The sequence below is a fragment of the Burkholderia sp. 3C genome (assembly GCF_054589155.1).
Genome location: NZ_BAAILN010000092.1, coordinates 345,874 through 368,792, shown reverse-complemented (window position 1 = coordinate 368,792; position 22,919 = coordinate 345,874). Strand labels below are relative to the sequence as shown.

At 65.8% G+C, this 22,919-nt stretch carries 18 protein-coding genes; 15 read left to right on the top strand and 3 right to left on the bottom strand.

The genetic code is table 11. The annotated features are described in order from the left end of the window. From ACYP33_RS17945 to ACYP33_RS17930, 4 genes are all read left to right on the top strand, one after another. Positions 1-633: ATP phosphoribosyltransferase regulatory subunit (locus tag ACYP33_RS17945; RefSeq protein WP_459623081.1), on the top strand; the 633-nt coding region annotated here is incomplete at its 5' end. A 112-nt stretch (positions 634-745) separates the two neighbouring features. Beyond that, positions 746-2,092 carry an adenylosuccinate synthase gene (locus ACYP33_RS17940; protein WP_414445419.1) on the top strand — a complete coding sequence of 449 codons (1,347 nt, stop codon included), beginning with the start codon at positions 746-748 and terminating at the stop codon, positions 2,090-2,092. Between the two features lie 14 nt (positions 2,093-2,106). After that, the gene (locus ACYP33_RS17935) at positions 2,107-2,712 is read left to right on the top strand and encodes a phosphoribosyltransferase (RefSeq protein WP_414445418.1); all 606 of its coding nucleotides are present in this window, start codon (positions 2,107-2,109) and stop codon (positions 2,710-2,712) included. A 215-nt stretch (positions 2,713-2,927) separates the two neighbouring features. After that, positions 2,928-4,820 carry a potassium transporter Kup gene (locus ACYP33_RS17930; protein WP_414451800.1) on the top strand — a complete coding sequence of 631 codons (1,893 nt, stop codon included), beginning with the start codon at positions 2,928-2,930 and terminating at the stop codon, positions 4,818-4,820. Between the two features lie 175 nt (positions 4,821-4,995). Here the strand turns inward: ACYP33_RS17930 and ACYP33_RS17925 are convergent, their stop codons facing one another. After that, on the bottom strand, positions 4,996-7,335 hold the full coding sequence (locus ACYP33_RS17925; protein WP_459623078.1) for a Tex family protein: 2,340 nt from the start codon (positions 7,333-7,335) through the stop codon (positions 4,996-4,998). A 141-nt stretch (positions 7,336-7,476) separates the two neighbouring features. On the opposite strand from ACYP33_RS17925, the gene ACYP33_RS17920 reads away from it, so the two are divergent. The 3 genes from ACYP33_RS17920 (at position 7,477) to ACYP33_RS17910 (ending at position 10,910) form a co-directional block, all read left to right on the top strand. Continuing rightward, the gene (locus tag ACYP33_RS17920; protein WP_459623076.1) at positions 7,477-8,235 is read left to right on the top strand and encodes a colicin transporter; all 759 of its coding nucleotides are present in this window, start codon (positions 7,477-7,479) and stop codon (positions 8,233-8,235) included. 124 nt (positions 8,236-8,359) lie between these two features. After that, positions 8,360-8,575, top strand: coding sequence for a DUF465 domain-containing protein (locus ACYP33_RS17915; protein WP_414451803.1), 216 nt, complete (start codon positions 8,360-8,362; stop codon positions 8,573-8,575). 58 nt (positions 8,576-8,633) lie between these two features. Further along, positions 8,634-10,910 (top strand): ATP-dependent DNA helicase, encoded by a 2,277-nt coding sequence (locus ACYP33_RS17910; protein ID WP_459623074.1) that lies wholly within the window; start codon positions 8,634-8,636, stop codon positions 10,908-10,910. A gap of 95 nt (positions 10,911-11,005) precedes the next feature. Here the strand turns inward: ACYP33_RS17910 and ACYP33_RS17905 are convergent, their stop codons facing one another. Further along, positions 11,006-11,833, bottom strand: coding sequence for an outer membrane protein assembly factor BamD (locus ACYP33_RS17905; protein ID WP_414445412.1), 828 nt, complete (start codon positions 11,831-11,833; stop codon positions 11,006-11,008). Between the two features lie 52 nt (positions 11,834-11,885). Here ACYP33_RS17905 and ACYP33_RS17900 point away from each other — a divergent pair, with 52 nt between their 5' ends. From ACYP33_RS17900 to phaR, 6 genes are all read left to right on the top strand, one after another. Beyond that, on the top strand, positions 11,886-13,076 hold the full coding sequence (locus tag ACYP33_RS17900; RefSeq protein WP_414445411.1) for an RluA family pseudouridine synthase: 1,191 nt from the start codon (positions 11,886-11,888) through the stop codon (positions 13,074-13,076). Positions 13,077-13,081: 5 nt separating this feature from the next. Continuing rightward, complete coding sequence (pgeF, locus tag ACYP33_RS17895) at positions 13,082-13,927, top strand: peptidoglycan editing factor PgeF (protein ID WP_459623072.1); 846 nt, start codon at positions 13,082-13,084, stop codon at positions 13,925-13,927. 410 nt (positions 13,928-14,337) lie between these two features. Continuing rightward, positions 14,338-16,230 (top strand): class I poly(R)-hydroxyalkanoic acid synthase, encoded by a 1,893-nt coding sequence (phaC, locus tag ACYP33_RS17890; RefSeq protein ID WP_459623070.1) that lies wholly within the window; start codon positions 14,338-14,340, stop codon positions 16,228-16,230. 103 nt (positions 16,231-16,333) lie between these two features. Further along, positions 16,334-17,515, top strand: a complete 1,182-nt coding sequence (locus tag ACYP33_RS17885; RefSeq protein WP_459623068.1) for an acetyl-CoA C-acetyltransferase — start codon at positions 16,334-16,336, stop codon at positions 17,513-17,515. Positions 17,516-17,616: 101 nt separating this feature from the next. Continuing rightward, entirely contained in the window at positions 17,617-18,357 is a 741-nt protein-coding gene (locus ACYP33_RS17880) for a 3-ketoacyl-ACP reductase (RefSeq protein ID WP_414451808.1), read from the top strand. Between the two features lie 128 nt (positions 18,358-18,485). Further along, positions 18,486-19,055, top strand: coding sequence for a polyhydroxyalkanoate synthesis repressor PhaR (phaR, locus tag ACYP33_RS17875; RefSeq protein WP_414445406.1), 570 nt, complete (start codon positions 18,486-18,488; stop codon positions 19,053-19,055). Between the two features lie 91 nt (positions 19,056-19,146). Here phaR and ACYP33_RS17870 read toward each other — a convergent pair whose 3' ends face one another. Next, complete coding sequence (locus ACYP33_RS17870; protein WP_459623065.1) at positions 19,147-20,250, bottom strand: response regulator transcription factor; 1,104 nt, start codon at positions 20,248-20,250, stop codon at positions 19,147-19,149. Positions 20,251-20,797: 547 nt separating this feature from the next. Here ACYP33_RS17870 and rimO point away from each other — a divergent pair. Together rimO and ACYP33_RS17860 are read left to right on the top strand one after the other, a co-directional pair. Continuing rightward, positions 20,798-22,165, top strand: coding sequence for a 30S ribosomal protein S12 methylthiotransferase RimO (gene rimO, locus ACYP33_RS17865; RefSeq protein WP_414445404.1), 1,368 nt, complete (start codon positions 20,798-20,800; stop codon positions 22,163-22,165). 50 nt (positions 22,166-22,215) lie between these two features. Then, the coding region (locus ACYP33_RS17860; protein WP_459623190.1) for a sugar kinase at positions 22,216-22,919 on the top strand (704 nt) is incomplete at its 3' end.

Below are 22,919 nucleotides of genomic sequence, written 5' to 3'. Positions count from 1 at the left end.
GACGCCGTGGCGGCGTCGCGCGGCGAGCTGTTGTATGGCGCGCTGGCCGGCAAGGACGTGCCGCTGATCAATGAGCTGACCGAGGATCTGGGGGCGGATACGCGTGCCGCGCTGCGCTTGCTGCCGCATCTGTATGGCGACGCGTCGGTGATCGACGAAGCGCGCCGCCAGTTGCCGGCGCTGCCCGAAATCACGCGCGCGCTCGACGATCTGGCGCAGCTCGCGGCGCAGGTGCAGGGCGCCGAGGTCGCGATCGACCTGGCCGACCTGCGCGGCTATGCGTACCACAGCGGTGCGATGTTCTCGGCCTATGTCGACGGCGTGCCGAACGCGGTCGCGCGCGGCGGCCGTTACGACCACGTGGGCCAGGCTTACGGTCGTGCGCGTCCGGCTACCGGCTTCTCGCTCGATCTGCGCGAAATCGCGCGGATTTCGCCGATCGAGGCGCGCGGCACGGCGATCCTCGCGCCGTGGCGTCAGGACGATGCGCTGCGCGTGGCGGTCGGTGCGCTGCGCGACGCGGGCGAGGTCGTGATCCAGGCACTGCCGGGGCACGATCACGTGCTCGACGAGTTCGCGTGCGACCGGACACTGGTCGAGCGCGGCGGCGCGTGGGTCGTCGAACCCCGCTGAAATATCGGCGGCGCGGCTGTTTCGGAGCCCATGCCGTTGACGCGAAACGGAAAAATTCGGAACCCGCGCCGAACCTAGGTAGAATACGTTTTTAACCAGCTAACGAATCAACATGTCTGCCAGCGCAGTGAATGTGACTCCCGGGCGCAATGTCGTCGTCGTGGGAACCCAGTGGGGTGATGAAGGCAAGGGCAAGATCGTCGACTGGCTGACGGACCACGCTCACGGCGTCGTGCGTTTCCAGGGCGGTCACAATGCCGGCCACACCCTGATCATCGGCGGCAAGAAAACCATCTTGCGTCTCATCCCCTCCGGCATCATGCGCGCAGGCGTCGCCTGCTACATCGGCAACGGCGTCGTGCTGTCGCCCGAAGCGCTGTTCAAGGAAATCGGTGAGCTGGAAGAAGCGGGCCTCGACGTCCAGTCGCGCCTGTTCATCTCCGAAGCCGCCACGCTGATCCTCCCGTACCACGTCGCGATCGACCAGGCGCGCGAAGCACGCCGCGGCGCCGACAAGATCGGCACCACCGGCCGTGGCATCGGCCCGGCGTACGAAGACAAGGTCGGCCGCCGCGCGCTGCGCGTGCAGGATCTGTTCGACGCCAAGACCTTCGCCGATCGCCTGCGCGAAAACCTCGATTTCCACAACTTCGTGCTGACCCAGTACCTGGGTGGCGCAGCCGTCGATTTCCAGGCCACGCTCGACACGATGCTCGGCTATGCCGATCGGCTGAAGCCGATGGTCACGGACGTGTCGCGTCGTCTGTACGACGCCAACCACGAAGGCCAGAACCTGCTGTTCGAAGGTGCGCAAGGCACGCTGCTCGACATCGATCACGGCACCTATCCGTTCGTCACCTCGAGCAACTGCGTGGCCGGTGCGGCCGCGGCAGGCGCGGGCGTCGGCCCGCAAAAGCTCAACTACATCCTCGGCATCACCAAGGCCTATTGCACGCGCGTTGGCGCCGGCCCGTTCCCGAGCGAACTGTACGACGCGGATAACCCCGCTCGCCAGAGCCAGATCGGCGTGACGCTCGCCAACGTCGGCAAGGAATTCGGTTCGGTCACGGGTCGCCCGCGCCGCACCGGCTGGCTCGACGCCGCCGCGCTGCGCCGCTCGATCCAGATCAACGGCGTGTCGGGCCTTTGCATGACGAAGCTCGACGTGCTCGACGGCTTCGATGAAGTGCACCTCTGTGTGGGCTACAAGATCGACGGCAAGGATATCGACCTGCTGCCGCGTGGCGCCGCCGATGTCGCCCGTTGCGAGCCGGTGTACGAAACCTTCCCGGGCTGGAAGGAAAGCACGGTCGGTATCAATACGTGGGACGCGCTGCCCGCTACCGCACGTGCGTACCTGACGCGCGTGCAGGAAGTGGCCGGCGTGCCGATCGACATGGTGTCGACCGGCCCGGACCGCGACGAAACGATCCTGCTGCGTCATCCGTTCAAGGTCTGAGGCCTGGTCGCACGATGACGCAAGCAAAGAATCATCACGGCGCGCCGATCGAGATGTCCGATCCGCGCAATGACGACAGGAACCTGTGGGTCGGCTGGGACGAGTATCACCGTCTCGTCGAACTGCTGGCGCTCGCGGTGCACGAATCGGGCTGGAAGTTCGACCAGATTTTGTGTCTCGCTCGCGGTGGCCTGCGCGTCGGCGATCAACTGTCGCGCATCTACGATCTGCCGCTCGCGATCCTCGCGACGAGTTCGTATCGCGAGGCCGCCGGCACGCAGCAGGGCGATCTCGACATCGCGCAGTACATCACGATGACGCGCGGCAATCTGTCCGGCAACGTGCTGCTGGTCGACGATCTGGTCGATTCGGGCGTCACGTTGGCGCGCGTGCAGCAGCATCTGAAGGAGCGTTATCCGTCGGTCACGGCCGTGCGCTCCGCCGTGCTTTGGTACAAGGCGTGTTCGAAGGTGAAGCCCGATTACTTCGTCCAGCATCTGGAGACGAACCCGTGGATTCACCAGCCGTTCGAGGAGTGGGACACATTGCGCCCGCATAACCTCGTGGCGTGGACCAAGCGTGGCCGCGCATTGCGCGACGACGGCACGCCCCAGCAATAAGGCCTGCGAGATCTTCGCAAGGCATTCGCAATCGGCGCCTGCGGGCGCCGATTGCATTTCGGGCTGCGTCCCGTCTGCTACCTGTTTAATCGGGGCCGCATGCTACACTGGCTCGCCCTCGTCGCTTCACGGCAACACTACGTGATGGCATGGCGACGCGAGCAGTCTAGAATAGCGCTCGTTTTTCCGACCCCAGAACGGAACGTTACGCTTCCATGACCGACACGACCCATTCGAACACCCAAAAAACCTCCCTGCAGGCTCTCTCCGTCGCGGCGATCGGTGTGGTGTTCGGCGATATCGGCACCAGCCCGCTTTACTCGTTGCGCGAGGCGTTCAGTCCGGCTCACGGCATTCCGCTCACGCAGGCCTCCATCCTCGGCGTCATCTCGCTGCTGTTCTGGGCGATCATGCTGGTGGTCGGCATCAAGTACCTGATGTTCGTGATGCGCGCCGACAACAACGGCGAGGGCGGCGCGTTCGCGTTGATGGCGCTGGCGCTGCGCTCGGTCGAATCGCGCCGGCATCTGACCAAGGTGCTGATGGCGCTCGGCATCTTCGGCGCCTGCATGTTCTACGGCGATGCGGTGATCACGCCGGCCATCTCGGTGATGTCGGCCGTCGAAGGCCTCGAAATCGCCACCCCCCAACTCACTCACCTGGTGCTGCCGATCACGGTCGTGATCCTGATCGCGCTGTTCTGGATCCAGCGGCACGGCACGGCCACGGTCGGCAAGCTGTTCGGCCCGATCATGGTGCTCTGGTTCGTGACGCTGGCGGTGCTCGGCGTTTATCACATCGCACGCGTGCCGATGGTGATCGCGGCCATCAACCCGTATTACGCGTTCTCGTTCATGGCCGACCACGTGCTGCAGGCCTACGTCGTGCTGGGGTCGGTGGTGCTGGTGCTGACCGGTGCCGAGGCGCTCTATGCCGACATGGGCCACTTCGGCGTGAAGCCGATCCGGCTTGCCGGCTACGCGCTCGTGATGCCTTCGCTGGTGCTCAACTACTTCGGCCAGGGTGCGCTGCTGATGCAGAACCCGAAGGCGATCGAAAATCCGTTCTTCCTGCTGGCCCCCGATTGGGCGCTGCTGCCGCTCGTGGTGCTGTCGACGGTCGCCACCGTGATCGCCTCGCAGGCCGTGATCTCGGGCGCCTATTCGCTGACCAGCCAGGCCATCCAGCTCGGCTACGTGCCGCGCATGAAGGTGCTGCACACGTCCGATCTGGCGATCGGACAGATCTACGTGCCGGTGGTGAACTGGCTGCTGCTGTGCGTGATCATCTTCATCGTGATCGGCTTCAAGTCGTCCGATAATCTGGCCGCGGCCTACGGTATCGCCGTGACGGCGACGATGGTGATCACCACGGTGCTGGCCTGCGTCGTCATGATCAATGTGTGGAAGTGGAACCGCTTCCTCGTCGGGGCGATCATCGGTGTGTTCCTGATCATCGATCTGGGCTTCTTCGGCGCGAATCTGCTGAAGGTCGCGCAGGGCGGCTGGCTGCCGCTCTGTATCGGCGGGCTGCTGTTCTTCCTGCTGACGACGTGGTTCAAGGGCCGCCATATCGTCAAGGAGCGTACGGCCGCCGACGGTATCCCGCTCACGCCGTTCCTGCAGGGCCTGCTGGCGCATCCGCCGCATCGCGTGTCGGGCACCGCGATCTACCTGACCGGCAACGACCGGCTCGTGCCGGTCAGCCTGCTGCACAACCTCAAGCACAACAAGGTGCTGCACGAGCGCACGCTGTTCCTGACGTTCGTGACGCGCGACATCCCGTATGTGCGCGGCGACGAGCGCATGACGGTGCAGGAAGCGGGCGGCGGCCTGTATATCGTCAAGGCCGAGTATGGTTTCAACGAAACCCCCGACGTGAAGGCCGTGCTCGAGGATATCGGCCGCAAGCACGACATGTCGTTCGAGCTGATGGATACCTCGTTCTTCCTCGCGCGCGAAACCGTGGTGCCGACCCATCTGCCCGGCATGTCGCTGTGGCGCGAGCGCGTGTTTGCCTGGATGCACCAGAACGCCGCGAAGCCGACCGACTTCTTCGCGATCCCGGCCAACCGGGTGGTGGAGTTGGGCACCAAGATCGAGATCTGACCGGGAAGGCGGAGCGCCTTTATCGGACGAAACAAGCCGCGCATCGCGCGGCTTTTTCTTTGGGACCACGGCGGATATGAAAAAGCCCGCATCGTTCGATGCGGGCTTTCGGGCCTTCGAGCTTGCGGAACGAGGCGCGGGCGGCTAGTTTCTGCCCGCCGGCCTCGTTGCCTCGTCAGCGCTTGAGCTTCGCGAACGCCGTCGCCATCGCGCCGGCCGGCTCCGCGTCACGCGAACGCTGCGGGCGGCCGCCTGCGCCGCCGCCGCGCGGCCCGTTGCGATCGCCGCTCGATGCGCCGCCGCGGCTGCCGCTGCTGGCGACGCCCGGCTCGTCATTGAGGCGCATCGTCAGTGCAATCCGCTGACGCTTCACGTCGACGTCGAGCACCTTGACCTTGACCACCTGGCCCGCCTTGACGACTTCATGCGGGTCCTTGATGAACTTGGTGGACATGGCCGAGACGTGCACCAGGCCATCCTGGTGAACGCCGATATCGACGAATGCGCCGAACGCGGCCACGTTGGTCACCACGCCTTCGAGCGTCATGCCCGGCATCAGGTCCGATACCTTTTCCACGCCGTCGCGGAACGTGGCCGTCTTGAATTCGGGGCGCGGGTCGCGGCCCGGTTTTTCGAGTTCGGAGAGGATGTCGCGCACCGTCGGCAGACCGAAACGATCGTCGACGAACTCGGTGGGCGCGAGCCCCGACAGCGCCTCGCGATTGCCGAGCACGTCGTCGATGCGCTTGCTGATCCTGGCGAGCATGCGTTCAACCACCGGATAGGCTTCCGGGTGCACCGACGAACGGTCAAGCGGGTTCTCGCCGCCGTTGATGCGCAGGAAGCCCGCGGCCTGCTCGAACGTCTTGTCGCCGAGGCGCGGCACGCGGCGCAGATGCTCGCGCGACGGGAACGGGCCGTTCGCGTCGCGGAAATCGACGATATTGCGCGCCAGCGTGGCGTTCAGGCCCGACACGCGCGACAGCAGGGCAGCCGACGCCGTGTTGGCATCCACCCCGACCGCGTTCACGCAATCCTCGACCACCGCGTCAAGCGAGCGCGCCAGCTCGCGCTGGTTCACGTCGTGCTGATATTGGCCGACGCCGATCGCCTTCGGCTCGATCTTGACGAGCTCGGCGAGCGGGTCCTGCAGGCGGCGCGCGATCGACACGGCGCCGCGCAGCGTCACGTCGAGTTCGGGGAATTCCTTGGCGGCCGTTTCGGATGCCGAGTACACCGACGCGCCGGCTTCCGACACGACGATCTTCTGCAGCTTCAGTTCGGGGTGCTTGGCGATCAGCTCGCTGGCGAGCTTGTCGGTTTCGCGCGAGGCCGTGCCGTTGCCGATGCTGATCAATTCGGCCTGCGTGTGCGCGGCGATGCGCGCGAGGCGGGCCAGCGAGCCGTCCCAGTCGCGGCGCGGTTCGTGCGGGTAGATCGTGTCGGTCGCCAGCAGCTTGCCGGTGCGATCGACCACGGCCACCTTGACGCCGGTGCGCAGGCCCGGATCGAGGCCGATCACGGCTTTCGGGCCGGCCGGCGCGGCCAGCAGCAGGTCCTTCAGATTGCGCGCGAACACGCGGATCGCTTCGCCTTCGGCATCCTCGCGCAACTGCGTCAGCAGTTCGGATTCGATGTGCGGCTGCACCTTGACGCGCCAGCACCAGCGGCACGCGTCGGACAGCCATTTGTCGGCCGGGCGGTTCTGGTTCGCGATGCCGAAATGGCGCGCGATCATCGCCTCGCCCGGGTGCGGCACCTGCGCGTCGAGTTCCTCGCCGAGGCCGAGCTTGACGGTCAGCACGCCGGCGTTGCGGCCCCGGAACAGCGCCAGCGCGCGGTGCGACGGCACGGTCTTGATCGTTTCCGAGTAGTCGTAGTAATCGCGGAATTTCTCGCCTTCCTCGCTTTCCTTGCCTTCCACGACAGCCGACGACACCACGCCCTGGTTGTGCAGGTAGTCGCGCAGCTTGCCGAGCAGCTCGGCCGTTTCGCCGAATCGCTCGGACAAAATGTCGCGCGCGCCGTCGAGCGCGGCCTTGATGTCGGCAACGCCCTTTTCGGCGTCGACGTAGGCGGCGGCTTCGGCTTGCGGATCGAGCGACGGATCGGCGAGCAGGGCCAGTGCGAGCGGCTCGAGGCCGGCTTCGCGGGCGATCTGCGCGCGGGTGCGGCGCTTCGGCTTGTAGGGCAGGTACAGGTCTTCCAGGACCTGCTTGCTGTCGGCGGCCTCGATGGCGGCGCGCAGTTCGTCGCCGAGCTTGCCCTGTTCGTCGATGCTGGCGAGGATCGTCGCGCGGCGGTCTTCGAGTTCGCGCAAGTACAGCAGGCGCTCTTCGAGCTGGCGCAGTTGCGTGTCGTCCAGATTGCCCGTCACTTCCTTGCGGTAGCGCGAGATGAACGGAACGGTGGAGCCTTCGTCGAGGAGTTGCACGGCGGCCGCGACCTGCCGCGGTTGCACCGAGAGTTCGGTGGCGATGCGCTGAACGATCTTGAGTGCTACGGTTTCCGTCATGGGATTTGAGAGCGTCTACGGCCTGCTGGAGCGCCCGTGGCCGGCGAACCGGGCCGGGCGGGTGAATGGAGCGGGGCATTTTGCCATAAATGCGTTTGGGGGCCGCCGCGAGGGGTTTCCTGCGGTGTTAGAATTTGCGCCATGTCCCGCAGCTTTCCTACGACGTTGCCAATCTCCCGACTCACTTTTGCCGCGCTGGCCCTCGCGCTCGGTGCCATTTCGTCCGTGCCGTCCGTTGCTTCCGCGCAAGCGGAGCCGGCCGCGCAGGCCAATGCGTCCGCCACGGGCGATGCCGCTGCCGCCGCACAGAATCCCGATTTCGATGCCCGCCAAAAAGTGCTCAATCAACGCACGGCGGAAAACAATTATCGTTATGGGGTGGCCCAGCACGACTGCTACAGTCGATTCTTCGTGAATAATTGTCTGATCAAAGCGCGTGACGAGATGCGAGTCGAACGGTCGAGCGTCAGCCAGCAGCAGCTTGCCCTCGACGACGAGCAGCGTGCCGCACGCGCGCAGCGCCGCGACGATCAGCAGGCGCTGAAGGCCGCGCAGCAGCAGGCCGACGCGCCGCAGCGCGCCGCGAACGAACAGGCGAATGCAGCGTCGTACCAGGACAAGCAGCAGCAAAACGCGCTCCAGCGTGCGCAGCGCGATGCCGAAGCGCCGCAGCACGCGGCGAGCCAAAAGGCGTATGACCAGAAGCAGGCCGATTTCCAGCGCAAGCTCGATCAGGCCCATGCCCAGGCGGCGCAGGATGCGCAGCAGCGCACGCAGAACGCCGAGCGCTACGACGACAAGCAACGCGAGGCCGCGCAGCACAAGGCCGATGTCGAAGAGCGGCAACGTCAGGCCGCGCAGAAGGCCCAGGAAAAGCAACAACAGCAGCAACAGCAATAAGGCGCGTCACAGGTCGTCGCGCCGAATTCGGGGGTGGGTAATTCGTTCGGACAGCCAATCCGGCATATCGCGAGCGGTACGGTCAGGCCCTTGCGATGCGTCGGTTCTTTTCAAGGAGGCGAGCATGCAAACCCGTCAAACGGAGCCGAAGCAGGAGTTGCGTAACCGACTGATGTCGTTGCAGGAGCAACACACCCAACTGTCCCGCGAGATCGAGTTGAAAGAAAACCGATCCGACATCGACGACCTGGCACTGCACCGGCTGAAGAAGGAAAAGCTGTTGGCCAAGGACAAAATCATCATGCTGCAATCGCAGCTCGAACCGGATCAGCAAGCCTGATTGCGGCCTGGCAAGCGCCGGCGCCGCATCGGGTACCGGAACTGAGGAACCGCTTGCCGTGAATTCACCGTTAGAAGCATCTGCCGACGCGCGACGCGACGATTCGTCCGCGCCGGCGCCGCGCGCGTCTGCCGCTCAACCGCTCGCGATGCCGAGCCGCAAACGCGTCGGCGAACTCGACGCCATCTTCGGCGAAGGCGGCCTGCTCGCGCGCGCGCTCGACGGGTATCGCCCGCGTGCGTCGCAAATCGACATGGCCCGCGCCGTGGCCGCTGCCATGGAAGCCTCGGCCCGCAAGCTGCCCGAGCCGGAAATCTTCGATGCGCGCAAGCGCCCGGCCCGCAAGCTGCAAGGCGAGGGCGCCGCGGCCGACGATGCGCGCGGCGACAGCGCCCCCGCGGCCGATGACAGCGCCGACAACACCCTGATCGTCGAGGCCGGCACCGGCACCGGCAAGACCTACGCCTATCTCGTGCCGGCCATGCTCTGGGGCGGCAAGGTGATCGTCTCGACCGGCACCAAGCACTTGCAGGATCAGCTGTTCGCCCGCGACATCCCGACCGTGCGCGACACGCTGGCGGTGCCCGTCACGGTGGCCATGCTGAAGGGCCGCTCGAACTACCTCTGCCACTATTACCTGCAGCGCACCGCAGACAGTGGCCGGATGCCGACGCGGCAGGACACGGCTTATCTGCAGGAAATCATCCGTTTCGCCAAGATCACGCGCAGCGGCGACAAGGCCGAACTCGCGAGCGTGCCCGAAACGGCGCCGGTCTGGTCGATGGTCACCTCGACGCGCGACAACTGCCTCGGCCAGGATTGCCCGCAGTACAAGGAATGCTTCGTGATGCAGGCGCGCCGCGAGGCGCAGCAGGCCGACGTGGTGGTGGTCAATCACCATCTGTTCTTCGCCGACATCATGCTGCGCGACACCGGCATGGCCGAACTGCTGCCCAGCGCGAACACGATCATCTTCGACGAAGCGCACCAGTTGCCCGAAACGGCCACGCTGTTCTTCGGCGAAACCTTGTCGACCACGCAGATCCTCGAACTCGCGCGCGACAGCGTGGTCGAGGGCCTCGCGCATGCGCGCGACGCGGTGGAGTGGGTCAAGCTCGGCGCCGCGCTGGAGCGTGCCGCGCGCGATGTGCGGCTCGCGTTCGCCGACACCGGTATCGTGCGCATGTCGCTGGCGCAACTTGGCGACGATCATGCGCTGTTCGCGGCGCTCGACGATGTCGATGCCGCGCTCGACGCGCTCGCGTCGGCGTTGGCCAGCCAGTCCGAGCGGGCCGAATCGATCGGCGCTTGCCTGCGCCGCGCTCGCGAGCTGCAAGGCATTCTGGCGGGCTGGGTGGCGCCCGATGCGGCCGCGGCCGTGGCCGCGCAATCCGCCGGCAAGGACAAATCCGCCAAGGCGGACGACGGCGAGCCGGCCGAAGCGAAACTGAAGGACGATCCGGGCGAGAAGGTGCGCTGGGTCGAGGTGTTTTCGCAGACGGTGCAGTTGCACGAAACGCCGCTGTCGGTCGCGCCGATCTTCGCCAAGCAGCGTGCCGGCGTGCCGCGCGCATGGATCTTCACGTCGGCAACCTTGTCGGTGCGCGGCGATTTCGCGCACTACGCGGCGCAGATGGGCCTCAGCTCGCGCCGCTCGATGACGCTGCCGAGCCCGTTCGACTACCCGCAGCAGGGGCTGCTGTACGTACCGCGCGATATGCCGCAGCCGTCGTCGCCGCTGTTTACCGACGCCGTGTTCGATGCGGCGCTGCCGGCCATCGAGGCGGCGGGCGGCGGCGTGTTCATGCTGTGCACCACGCTGCGCGCGGTGGACCGGATCGCCACCAAGCTCCGCGAGACGATCGAGGCGCGCGGCTGGAACCTGCCGCTGCTCGTGCAGGGCGATGCGAGCCGCACCGAGTTGCTCGACCGTTTCCGCGCCTATGGCAATGCGATCCTGGTCGGCAGTCAGAGCTTCTGGGAAGGCGTGGACGTGCGCGGCGATGCGCTGTCGCTGGTCGTGATCGACAAGCTGCCGTTCGCGCCGCCGGACGATCCGGTGCTGGCCGCCCGGCTCGATGCGCTCACGAAAAAGGGCTTGAGTCCGTTCGCCGTGCATCAGTTGCCGCAGGCGGTGATCACGCTGAAGCAGGGCGCGGGGCGTTTGATTCGTGCCGAAACCGATCGCGGCGTGCTGATGATCTGCGACACGCGGCTCGTCGACAAACCCTACGGGCGCCGGATTTGGCAAAGCCTGCCGCCGTTCAAGCGCACGCGCGAGATCGACGTCGTGCGCGAGTTCTTTGAGGAAGGCGGGCGCGGCATTCGGCCCTGAACGGTATGACGCCGCTCGTCACGCGCAGAGCGCGGCGCGCCGCCAATAAAAAACCCGGCCGAGGCCGGGTTTTTTATCGTTGCCCGAGGGCAGGCTCAGAACTGCCACCATGCGCGCTTGGCCGTGCCCGGGCGTGCATGACCCGTGATGTACGGGCTGTCCGGGAACGTGCTGGCGAGCACGCGCTTGGTGTCGTCGGCGAGCTGCGGCTGGTTCAGCTTCGTGTACGACAGCATCATGATGTGCAGCGCGTCTTCGATCGCCGGCGCGTTCTTGTATTGCGTGATCGCGAGCTGCGCGCGGTTGATGGAGGCCACGTAGGCGCCGCGGCGGTAGTAGTAATCGGCGGCGTGCACTTCGTGCGAGGCCAGCGCGTTGACGATGTAGCGCATGCGTGCGGCGGCGTCGGGCGCATACTTGCTCTTCGGGTAGCGGTCGACGACGATCTTGAACGCATCGTACGATTCGCGCAGCGCCTGCGGATCGCGCTCGCTCATGTCCTGACCCGAGAAGCGGCCGAACAGGCCCAGGTCGTCGTTGAAGTGGATCATCCCCTTCAGGTAATACGCGTAGGCGATGTCCGGGTGATCCGGGTGAAGCTGGATGAAGCGGTTGACGGCCTGGTCGGCGGCGGCGGCTTCGTTATCCTTCCAGTTGCAGTAGGCGACGTTGATCTGCGCCTGTTGTGCGAAATGGCCGAACGGATCGCGGCCTTGCAGCGCCTCGAAGTACTTCGCGCACTTGCCCCAATCGCGGCCGTTCAGCGAATCCTCGGCCTCTGAGTATAATTTGTTGTTCGACCAGGTCGCCGTTTCGTCGGTCTTCTGCGGCAAGCCGTGGCAGCCCGCGATCAGGGCGGCGGCCGCAGCCAGCGCAACCCACGCGGCCACAGGTTTTGCCACGCGTTTGGTCGAAATCATCATGGTGAATGTGGCTCGCATGTCCTAAGCTTTCAGTCTCGGTGACCCAGTCTAAATGACCCGTTCAAGTTCGTTCCGTGCCCAGCCGGGCACGGCAAATAGCGACGATTATAGCCCAAGCGCTACTCCGTCCGACGTATCGGGGAGCGATTCGCTCGACGACGACCTGTCGGGCGAGGGGCTTGTCGCGCCAGCGTCCCCCGCATCCGCCGACGAAGCGCCACGTATCGTCTCGGTTCCCGACTCGCTTGCCGGCGACCGCCTCGACAAGGTGCTCGCGCAATTGTTTCCGGATTTTTCCCGTAACCGCCTGCAAAGCTGGATCGAGGCCGGACGCGTGCGCGTCGACGGCGCGCCGGCCAAGGTACGCCAGCCGGTGCCGCTCGGCGCGTCGATCGAGCTGGTGCCCGATCTGCTGCCCGAGCAACTCGCGTTCGCAGCGGAACCCGTGCCGCTGTCGATCATCTACGAAGATGACACGCTGGTCGTGATCGACAAGCCCGCCGGCCTGGTCGTGCATCCGGCGGCCGGCAACTGGAGCGGCACGCTGCTCAACGGCCTGCTGCATCGCTACGGCCCGTCCGCGGCGGGGCTGCCGCGCGCCGGCATCGTGCATCGTCTCGACAAGGAAACCTCGGGCCTGATGGTGGTGGCGCGCACGCTGGCCGCGCAAACGGATCTCGTGCGCCAGCTTCAGGCCCGCACCGTCAAGCGGCGCTACTTCGCGCTGGTGTGGGGGCGCATGCGCGAGAGCGGCACGATCGATGCGCCGATCGGGCGCGATCCGCGCGAGCGCACGCGCATGGCGGTCGTCACGAGCGCATCGGGCAAGCCGGCGCGCACGCACTTTCGCACCACCGAAACCGTGCTGTGGCAGAACCAGCCCATCTCGTCGATCCATTGCGATCTCGAAACCGGCCGCACGCACCAGATCCGCGTGCATTGCGCGGCGACCGGCCATCCGCTGCTCGGCGATCCCGTCTACGGTCACGCGCGCGGCAAGCGTTCGGTTGCGGCGCTGCCGGGCGGCTTCGCGCGGCAGGCGCTGCATGCCTGGCGGCTCGGCCTGGTCCACCCGGCCACGGGCCGCAACATGCAGTGGCGCTGCGCGCCGCCGGCGGACATCGTCGAGCTGATGGCCGCGCTCGGTTTCGGCGCCGAGGAAGCCGATTTCGACGACGATGACGAAGACGACGATTACGACGGCGAGATCTTCTATGTCTACGACGATCCCGACGAGGACTGATGCGAATGCCCACCACGATGCTGCCGGAACTGAGCTGGGACGACTGCCTGCAACCGGGTTGGCGCGTCTCGCCGCGCGTGCGTGCGCTGGTCTCCACGCGTAACGGCGGCGTGAGCGTCGCGCCCTACGGCCGCTGGTCGGCGGCCGAGGGCGATGCGCCGGGCGGCCTCAATCTCGGCTTTCGTGCCGGGGACGATCCGCAAGCCGTTGCGGCCAATCGCGCACGGCTGCTGGCGTTGACCGGCCGGCCGCGCGCGGCGTGGCTCGAGCAGGTGCACGCCACCACGGTGGTGCGGGCCGATGCGGTGCTGGCGGGCGGACTCGATGCGCCACCGGTGCGCGCCGACGCGAGCGTCACCGATGTGCCGGGGGCGGTCTGCGTGGTGATGGTGGCCGACTGCATGCCGGTGCTGTTCTGCGACGAGGCCGGGCGCGCGGTGGGCGCCGCGCACGCGGGCTGGCGCGGGCTGGTGGGCGGCATCATCGAAAAGACCGCGGCGCAGGTGGCGGAACTGGCCGGCGTCGAGGCGAGCCGGCTGCATGCCTATCTCGGCCCGGCGATCGGGCCGGCCGCGTTCGAGGTGGGCGAGGATGTTCACGCGGCGTTCGCCGAGGCGGCCACGCCCGACGAGCGCGACGCCACTGCGCGCGCCTTCGTCGCCATCGATGGCGCGCCGGGCAAGTACCACGCCGATCTCTACGCGTTGGCGCGCTTGCGCGCGGCGCGCCTCGGCATGGCGCAACCGCTGGGCGGCGGCGCCTGCACGCTGACCGAGCGCGAGCGTTTCTATTCGTACCGGCGCGATCGCGTGACGGGCCGCATGAGCGCGATGATCTGGATCGACGGCTGAAGGCGGTGTGGTGCGGGGTGGCGTATCGTGTGCAGGGATACCGGGCGCGCGCTTCGATGCCGACGAGGGTTTTTTACCGCGCCCCGTCATAAATGCGATGCCGGATTGCTGCGCCGCGTGACATGCTTGCCGTCACGGAACCCGGATAGGCTGATCCGGCTCCAAGCAAATGTCTGTTGCGCTTGCGGCCGGGCTTCCGGCGGCGATTGCGATGGATTGCCGCCACGTCGCGGCCACGTGCGTTTTCTCCCGCGGTTTCACATGGGGAAAACGATAATGATAAATCTACTGCACTGCGGCAGAATCTGGAAGCCAGCCTCTAACGCGTGACGGCGCGCAGTTTTCGCCGTACGCAGGTTGTTGACGCAGCATGTCCAGATGCACCGCCAGGAATCACCGGTAACGCAGGTATGACAGCACCGAAAAATTCGTCGACTTCCTCACAAGCGGACTCCTCCCCGGGACGCCAGACGGCCGATGCGTCCCAGCCGATGCAGCAGATGTTCCAGACGTGGCTCGACGCATGGGGCCGCTTCGCGGAACCGCTGCGTGTGGCCGCAGGCCAGGCAGCCCAGTCCGCTGCAACCGGCCCGTCTTCCACCCCGTTTTCCTTTCCGTTCGCGATGCCGAAGCCGCCCGAATGGGCTGCCGGTTGGCCGCCTGCCGGCGGCGCGGCGCTCCCCGGCGTGGCCTTGCCGATGGCCTCGGTGCCGCCCGCCAAGCTCCAGCAGTTGCAGGCCGATTACGCCCGCGACAGCGCCGAGCTGTTCCGTCAGGCCGGTTCGGCCCAGCTTGCATCGCCCGAACTGAAGGACCGCCGTTTCAGCGCCGAGGCGTGGAAAGCGTCGCCCGCGCACGCGTTCACGGCGGCCTGGTATCTGTTGAACGCGCGATATCTGCAATCGCTGGCCGAGGCGGTCGAGGCCGACCCGAAAACGCGCGAGCGAATCCGCTTTGCGGTGCAGCAATGGACCGCCGCCACTGCTCCGAGCAACTTTCTCGCGCTGAATCCGGAAGCGCAGAAGAACCTGCTCGACACCAAGGGCGAGAGCCTGCGGCAGGGCATCATGAACCTGCTCGGCGATCTGCAGCGCGGCAAGATTTCCCAGACCGACGAATCGCAGTTCGTAGTCGGCAAGAACCTCGCGAGCACCGAAGGCGCCGTGGTGTTCGAGAACGAACTGATGCAACTGATTCAGTACCGGCCTGTTACGCCGACTGTGTATGAGCGGCCGCTGCTGATCGTCCCGCCCTGCATCAACAAGTTCTACATCCTCGATCTGCAGCCCGAGAATTCGCTGGTCGCGCATGCGCTTGCGAGCGGCCACCAGGTGTTCCTGGTGTCGTGGCGCAACGCCGATGCGTCGATCGCCGGCAAGACCTGGGACGACTACACGAACGACGGCGTGCTCGCCGCGATCGAGGCGGCCGGGCAGATCAGCGGGCGCGAGCAGATCAACGCGCTCGGCTTCTGCGTCGGCGGCACGATGCTGGCCACCGCGCTGGCCGTGCTGGCCGCGCGCGGTGAACACCCGGTCGCGTCGATGACGCTGTTGACCGCGATGCTCGACTTCACCGATACCGGCATTCTCGATCTGTTCGTCGACGAGGCGCACGTGCAGATGCGCGAGCAGACCATCGGCGGCAAGAACGGCGCGACGCCGGGCCTGATGCACGGCGTGGAGTTCGCGAACACGTTCTCGTTTTTGCGACCGAACGATCTGGTGTGGAACTACGTGGTCGACAACTACCTGAAGGGCCGCACGCCGGCGCCGTTCGACCTGCTGTACTGGAACAGCGATTCGACGAGCCTGCCCGGCCCGATGTACGCGTGGTATCTGCGCCATACGTATCTCGAGAACCGCCTGCGCGAGCCCGGTTCGCTGACGGTGTGCGGCGAGGAGGTCGACCTGACGCGCATCGACGTGCCCACCTTCATCTACGGCTCGCGCGAGGATCACATCGTGCCGTGGCAAACGGCCTATGCGTCCACCTCGCTGCTGACGGGGCCGCTGCGCTTCGTGCTCGGCGCGTCGGGCCATATCGCCGGCGTGATCAATCCGCCGGCCAAGAACAAACGCAGCTACTGGACGTTCGATTCGCCCGACGCGAAGGAGCTGCCCGAACACGCGCAGGACTGGTTCGAGGCGGCCACCGAGCATCCGGGCAGTTGGTGGCCCGAATGGATCGATTGGCTCGATCAGTACGGCGGCCGCAAGACCAAGCCGCGCGCCACGCTCGGCTCGGCGCAGTTTCCGGTGATCGAGCCCGCGCCGGGCCGCTACGTGATGGTGCGCAATTGACGCAGGAACATTGACGGATCGTGGCAGGCGGCGCACGCTCGCCGTCTGTCTTTCGGCATTTTTCAACTGAGCGGGCCGCGGTGCGGGCCTGGAGGATGTGGACATGACTGATGTAGTGATCGTATCGGCCGCGCGCACCGCGGTCGGCAAATTTGGTGGTTCGCTGGCCAAGCTGGCTGCGCCGGAACTCGGCGCCACGGTGATTCGCGCGCTGCTGGAACGCAGCGGCCTCGCGGCGGACCAGATCAGCGAAGTGATTCTGGGCCAGGTGCTGACGGCCGGCTCGGGTCAGAACCCGGCGCGTCAATCGCTGATCAAGGCCGGCCTGCCGACCGCGGTGCCGGGGCTGACCATCAACAAGGTGTGCGGTTCGGGCCTGAAGGCCGTGATGCTGGCGGCCAATGCCGTCATCTCGGGCGACGCCGACATCATCATCGCCGGTGGCCAGGAAAACATGAGCGCCGCGCCGCACGTGCTGCCGGGCTCGCGCGACGGCTTCCGGATGGGCGATGCCAAGCTCGTCGACAGCATGATCGTGGACGGCCTGTGGGACGTCTACAACCAGTACCACATGGGCATCACGGCCGAGAACGTCGCCAAGGAATACGGCATCTCGCGCGAAGCGCAGGACGAATTCGCGGCGCTGTCGCAGAACAAGGCGGAAGCCGCGCAAAAGTCCGGCCGCTTCGACGATGAAATCGTGCCGGTCGAAATCCCGCAGCGCAAGGGCGATCCGATCCGCTTCACCACCGACGAATTCGTGCGCCACGGCGTGACGGCCGATTCGCTGTCGGGCCTCAAGCCCGCATTCTCGAAGGAAGGCACGGTCACGGCCGCCAACGCATCGGGCCTCAACGATGGCGCGGCCGGCGTGCTCGTGATGTCGGCCAAGAAGGCCGAAGCGCTCGGCCTCACGCCGATCGCGCGGATCAAGGCCTACGCGAGTGCCGGTGTCGATCCGAAGGTGATGGGCATGGGCCCGGTGCCGGCGTCGCGTCGCTGCCTGGAGCGCGCGGGCTGGTCGGTCGGCGATCTCGACCTGATGGAAATCAACGAAGCGTTCGCGGCACAGGCGCTCGCCGTCCATCAGCAGATGGGCTGGGACACCTCGAAGATCAATGTGAACGGTGGCGCGATCGCGATCGGTCACCCGATCGGCGCGTCGGGCTGCCGGATTCTCGTCACGCTGCTGCACGAAATGCAGAAGCGCGATGCCAAGCGCGGCCTGGCCTCGCTGTGCATCGGTGGCGGGATGGGCGTGGCGCTGGCGGTCGAGCGTCCGTAATGCTGGGCGGAGCGCGTCGGGAGCGCGCGCTCCGCAGTTAGCGGCAGACGAACAAGGCGGCGCTTTCCGGCGCTGCGACAACGATAAATGGAGTGTTCAGCATGACTCAGCGTATTGCTTACGTGACCGGCGGCATGGGCGGCATCGGAACCGGCATCTGCCAGCGCCTGCACAAGGTGGGCTTCCGGGTGGTGGCGGGTTGCGGCCCGAACTCGCCGCGTCGTGCGAAGTGGATCGAGGAGCAGAAGGCGCTCGGTTTCGATTTCGTCGCCTCCGAGGGCAATGTCGGCGATTGGGAGTCGACCAAGCAGGCGTTCGACAAGGTCAAGGCTGAAGTCGGCGAAGTCGACGTGCTGGTCAACAACGCCGGCATCACGCGCGACGTCGTGTTCCGCAAGATGACGCTGGACGATTGGCAGGCCGTGATCGACACGAACCTGACGAGCCTGTTCAACGTGACGAAGCAGGTCATCGACGGCATGGTCGAACGTGGCTGGGGCCGCGTCATCAATATTTCGTCGGTGAACGGTCAGAAGGGCCAGTTCGGCCAGACCAACTATTCGACGGCCAAGGCCGGCATTCACGGCTTCTCGATGTCGCTGGCGCAGGAAGTGGCCACCAAGGGCGTGACAGTCAACACGATCTCGCCGGGCTATATCGGCACCGACATGGTCAAGGCGATCCGCCCGGACGTGCTCGAGAAGATTGTCGCCACGATTCCGGTGCGCCGTCTCGGTTCGCCCGACGAAATCGCCTCGATCGTCGCGTGGCTCGCGTCGGAAGAATCCGGCTTTGCGACGGGCGCCGATTTCTCGCTGAACGGCGGCCTGCACATGGGCTGAACGCCGCGCGCGCGGCCGGGCCGGCCGCGTGCACGGGTTCGACGGAGATTCCGAGTGCGTTCCGGGCAGCCGCGCGTTGCGGTGCCGGAACGTTGTCATCGCGCCGTTTCGGCGCTCACAGGTGTTCCATGACTACTACAAAGAAGACTGCCGAACGACTCATCAAGAAGTACCCGAATCGTCGGCTGTACGACACCGAAACGAGCACGTACATCACGCTTGCCGACGTGAAGCAGCTCGTGCTCGAGCAGGAGGATTTCAAGGTCGTCGATGCGAAGAGCAGCGAAGATCTCACGCGCAGCATCCTGCTGCAGATCATTCTCGAAGAGGAAAGCGGCGGCGTGCCGATGTTCTCGTCGTCGATGCTCTCGCAGATCATCCGTTTCTACGGGCATGCGATGCAGGGCATGATGGGCACGTACCTGGAAAAGAACATCCAGGCGTTCATCGATATCCAGAACAAGCTGTCGGATCAGTCGAAGGGTCTCTACGATTCCAATGCGATGAATCCCGAAGTCTGGTCGCAATTCATGAACATGCAGGCGCCGATGATGCAGGGCATGATGACCAGCTACATCGAGCAGTCGAAGAACATGTTCGTGCAGATGCAGGAACAGATGCAGACTCAGGCGAAATCGATGTTCAGCACGTTTCCGTTCAAGCAGCCGACGCCGACCGACGGTTCCGAGAACAAGTAACTGCGCGATGCGCCGTCAGGTGACGGCCCGCGTGACCAGGCGGCCCGCCTTTGTGCGGGCCGTTTGCTTTTGGGGGGCGGGCCGTTTGCGCTCAGGCGGCGTCTTCGCGGTAATCCGAGTTGGTTTCGACTTCGTGCAGACGCCGTCCACCCTGGCGTTTCAATGCACGCAGTTCGAGTGTGACCTCGCAGTACGCGTCGCGCAGTTTGCGCAATTGCTCCTCGGCATCCTGGCGCTGCTGCAGCAGGTTTGCCAGATCGCGATGATCATCGGCCGGGTGGCTGTCGGAGCGCGTCGTGGGCGGGCCGTAGGCCACGCTCATCGCCGAGTTCGGGGCGGGTGCCGCGAGGGCCACCCGCCCCGTATCTTGTGCGGCGGCGGGACGGAATGGCGCGAGGGTGAGGGCCGGGCCGGCTATCGCGCTACTTGGCAGCGGGCTGTCCTGCGAGCGATCGGGCCGGTGCGCCGTGGCCTGGTCGTCCGGCTCATCGGTCATGTCGCCCGCCACCGGTTCCGGCAGATTGATCAGGCAGCGATAGCCATAGCCATACAGCGACGTGATCTCGCAGCCGTGCGTGCCATCAAGCTGCAGCTTCTTGCGGATTCGGCTGACGTGGGTGGCGACGGTACGCGTATCGATATCGTTTTGCAGCTTCCAGATCCGGTTCAGCAGCGTCTCGTGCGAGATCAGTTGATCGGGATGACGAAAGAAATAGGTGGCGAGCTCGAATTCCTTGCGTGTGAGGTTCACGGCCTCGCCATGCAGGCGGACCTTCGACGCCTTCACGTCGATCGCGTAGGCACCGAAATCCACCAGTTCCTCGGGCTCGGCCGCGTGACGCAGCGCAACGGTGACGATGCGCGACTGCACCTCGGCTTCGCGTGCGGGGCGCACCAGATAGTCGTCCGCGCCGGCCTTCAGCGCCTCGGCCGCCTGATGCCACGCTTCGCGCGCCATCATCGCGATCACCGGCATATGCCATTCGAAATGCTGGCGCACCCAGGCGATCAGGTCCACGCCGCCGATGTCGGGCAGCGCGACATCCACCATCAGCAATTCGAAATCGGTGCGCCGCAGCGCGTTGAAGAACGCGTTGCCTGTCTTGAAGCATTCGGGTTGGTGCCCGCCATTGCGCAACCAGAGTTCAAGTTGCCTGGCTTGATTGGCCGGACCGCCGAGAATAGCGACTTTCATCGGTTCTCGCCTCGTTCGGTTTATTGATTCGGTTAAGGACAGGCCCCGAGCGAGGGAGGCCGTTTAAAGCAGTATCCCGTGCACTTTCCGAAACTTGAGTCGTAATTTGTAACAAAAAGATACAACGCGTTGCGTGCATCAGACCCTGAAATTTTCCGCGAAAATTTTGGATGATTTAATTGGTATGAATAATTGTGTGGCCCTGTAAGAACTGGCTGTGAGCCACGGTGGGTGGTGGCAGGTACGTCTGTTGCGCTGCGGCACGGGGCGTCTGGCACAGCGATCGCGCTTGTTCGAGATGCTGTAACGAATCGTTGCAGTCTCAGGCAGAAATAACAGGGTGGGTACGGTGAGGAGGAAGCGGCCGGCGGTTTGCTCGAACCCGGTCGCGTGCTGGCGCAAGTTCCACCGCGCGGCGCCCGGGCGGGTTTTCGGGCGGGTCCCCCGGCGTGAGCCAATGGCGCCGGCACCGCTACCGATTTTGAATCGCCGGGGCCTAAATCACTGTAAACTCTCGCCTTTGCGTCACACCCCATACCTATTCCAGATGTCCCATACCCCGAAAGTCGGATTCGTCAGCCTCGGATGCCCGAAAGCGCTGGTTGATTCCGAGCAAATCCTCACCCAGCTCCGCGCCGAAGGCTACGAGATTTCCGGCACCTATGACGGCGCGGACCTCGTGGTCGTCAACACCTGCGGCTTCATCGACGATGCCGTGCAGGAAAGCCTCGACGCGATCGGCGAAGCGCTGACCGAGAACGGCAAGGTGATCGTCACCGGCTGCCTCGGCGCGAAAAAGAGCGCGAGCGGCGCCGGCCTGATCGAGGAAGTCCACCCGAAGGTGCTGGCCGTGACCGGCCCGCACGCGCTCGGCGAAGTCATGCAGGCGGTGCACAACCACCTGCCGAAGCCGCACGATCCGTTCGTCGACCTCGTGCCGGCCGCCGGCATCAAGCTCACGCCGCGCCACTACGCCTATCTGAAGATTTCCGAAGGCTGCAACCACCGCTGCACGTTCTGCATCATCCCGTCGATGCGCGGCGACCTGGTGTCGCGCCCCGTCGCCGAGGTCATGCTCGAAGCGGAAAACCTGTTCAAGTCGGGCGTCAAGGAACTGCTGGTGATCTCGCAGGACACCAGCGCCTACGGCGTGGACGTCAAGTACCGCACGGGCTTCTGGAACGGCCGCCCGCTCAAGACGCGCATGACCGAGCTGGTCGCGGCGCTCGGCGAGCTGGCCGCGCAATACGGCGCCTGGGTGCGCCTGCATTACGTGTACCCGTACCCGCACGTCGACGAAATCATCCCGCTGATGGCCGAGGGCGCGTATCGCGGCCATGTGCTGCCGTATCTCGACGTGCCGTTCCAGCACGCCGATCCCGAAGTGCTCAAGCGCATGCGTCGCCCGGCGAACGCCGAAAAGGTGCTCGACCGCGTGCGCAAGTGGCGCGAGATCTGCCCGGACCTGACGATCCGCAGCACGTTCATCGCCGGCTTCCCGGGCGAGACGGAAGCGCAGTTCGAAACGCTGCTCGATTTCATCCGCGAGGCGGAACTCGATCGCGTCGGTTGCTTCGCCTACTCGCCGGTGGAAGGCGCGACGGCCAACGAACTCGGCGGCGCGCTGCCCGACGAGGTGCGTGAGGAGCGCCGCGCGCGCTTCATGGAAGTGGCCGAGGAAGTGTCGGCGGCGCGCATTGAGCGCAAGGTCGGCCAGACGCTCAAGGTGCTGATCGACGAAGTGAACGCCGACGGCGGCATCGGCCGCACGTCCGCCGACGCGCCGGAAATTGACGGCGTGGTGTACGTCGACCCGGTGCAGGGCGGCAAGCGCTACAAGGTCGGCGATTTCGTGTCGGTGAAGATCACCGGCGCGGACGGCCACGACCTGTGGGGCGAGGTCGGCGCGGCATGACGCAGGCGTTGTCCGCACCATCGCCCGCCATCCTCGCGTTCGGCGAGGCGATGGTCGAATTCAACCAGTCGCAGCCCGGCTCGCCGCACTATCTGCAGGGCTTCGGCGGCGACACCTCCAATTTCTGCATCGCGGCGGCCCGCCAGGGCGCGCATACCGGCTTCGTGTCGGCGGTCGGCCAGGATCATTTCGGCCGGCTGCTGCTCGACCTGTGGCGGCGCGAGCAGGTGGATACGGCGTCGGTGCGCATCGACGCGGCCGCGCCTACCGGCGTGTATTTCGTTTCGCACGGCGAGCACGGTCACGCATTCGACTATCTGCGCGCGGGCTCGGCCGCGAGCCGCTACGCGCCGGGCGATCTGCCGCTCGACGCGATCGCGGCGGCGCAGGTCATCCATCTGTCCGGCATCAGCGTCGCGATCGGTGCGAGCGCCTGCGACTCCGCATTCGCGGCAATCGACCATGCGCGCGCGAACGGCGTGCGCGTGAGCTTCGACACCAACCTGCGGCTCAAGCTCTGGCCGCTGGCGCGTGCCCGCGCGGTCATGATGGAAGCGCTGCGCCGCACCGACATCTGCCTGCCGAGCTGGGACGACGTGACGCTGCTGACCGGCCACGAGCAACGCGACGCGATCGTCGATGCGCTGCTCGACTGCGGCCCGGCCGTGGTGGCGCTGAAGCTCGGCAAGGAGGGTGCCTACGTCGCGACGCCTGACGAGCGCCGCGTCGTGCCGGGCTTCGCCGTGGACGCGCT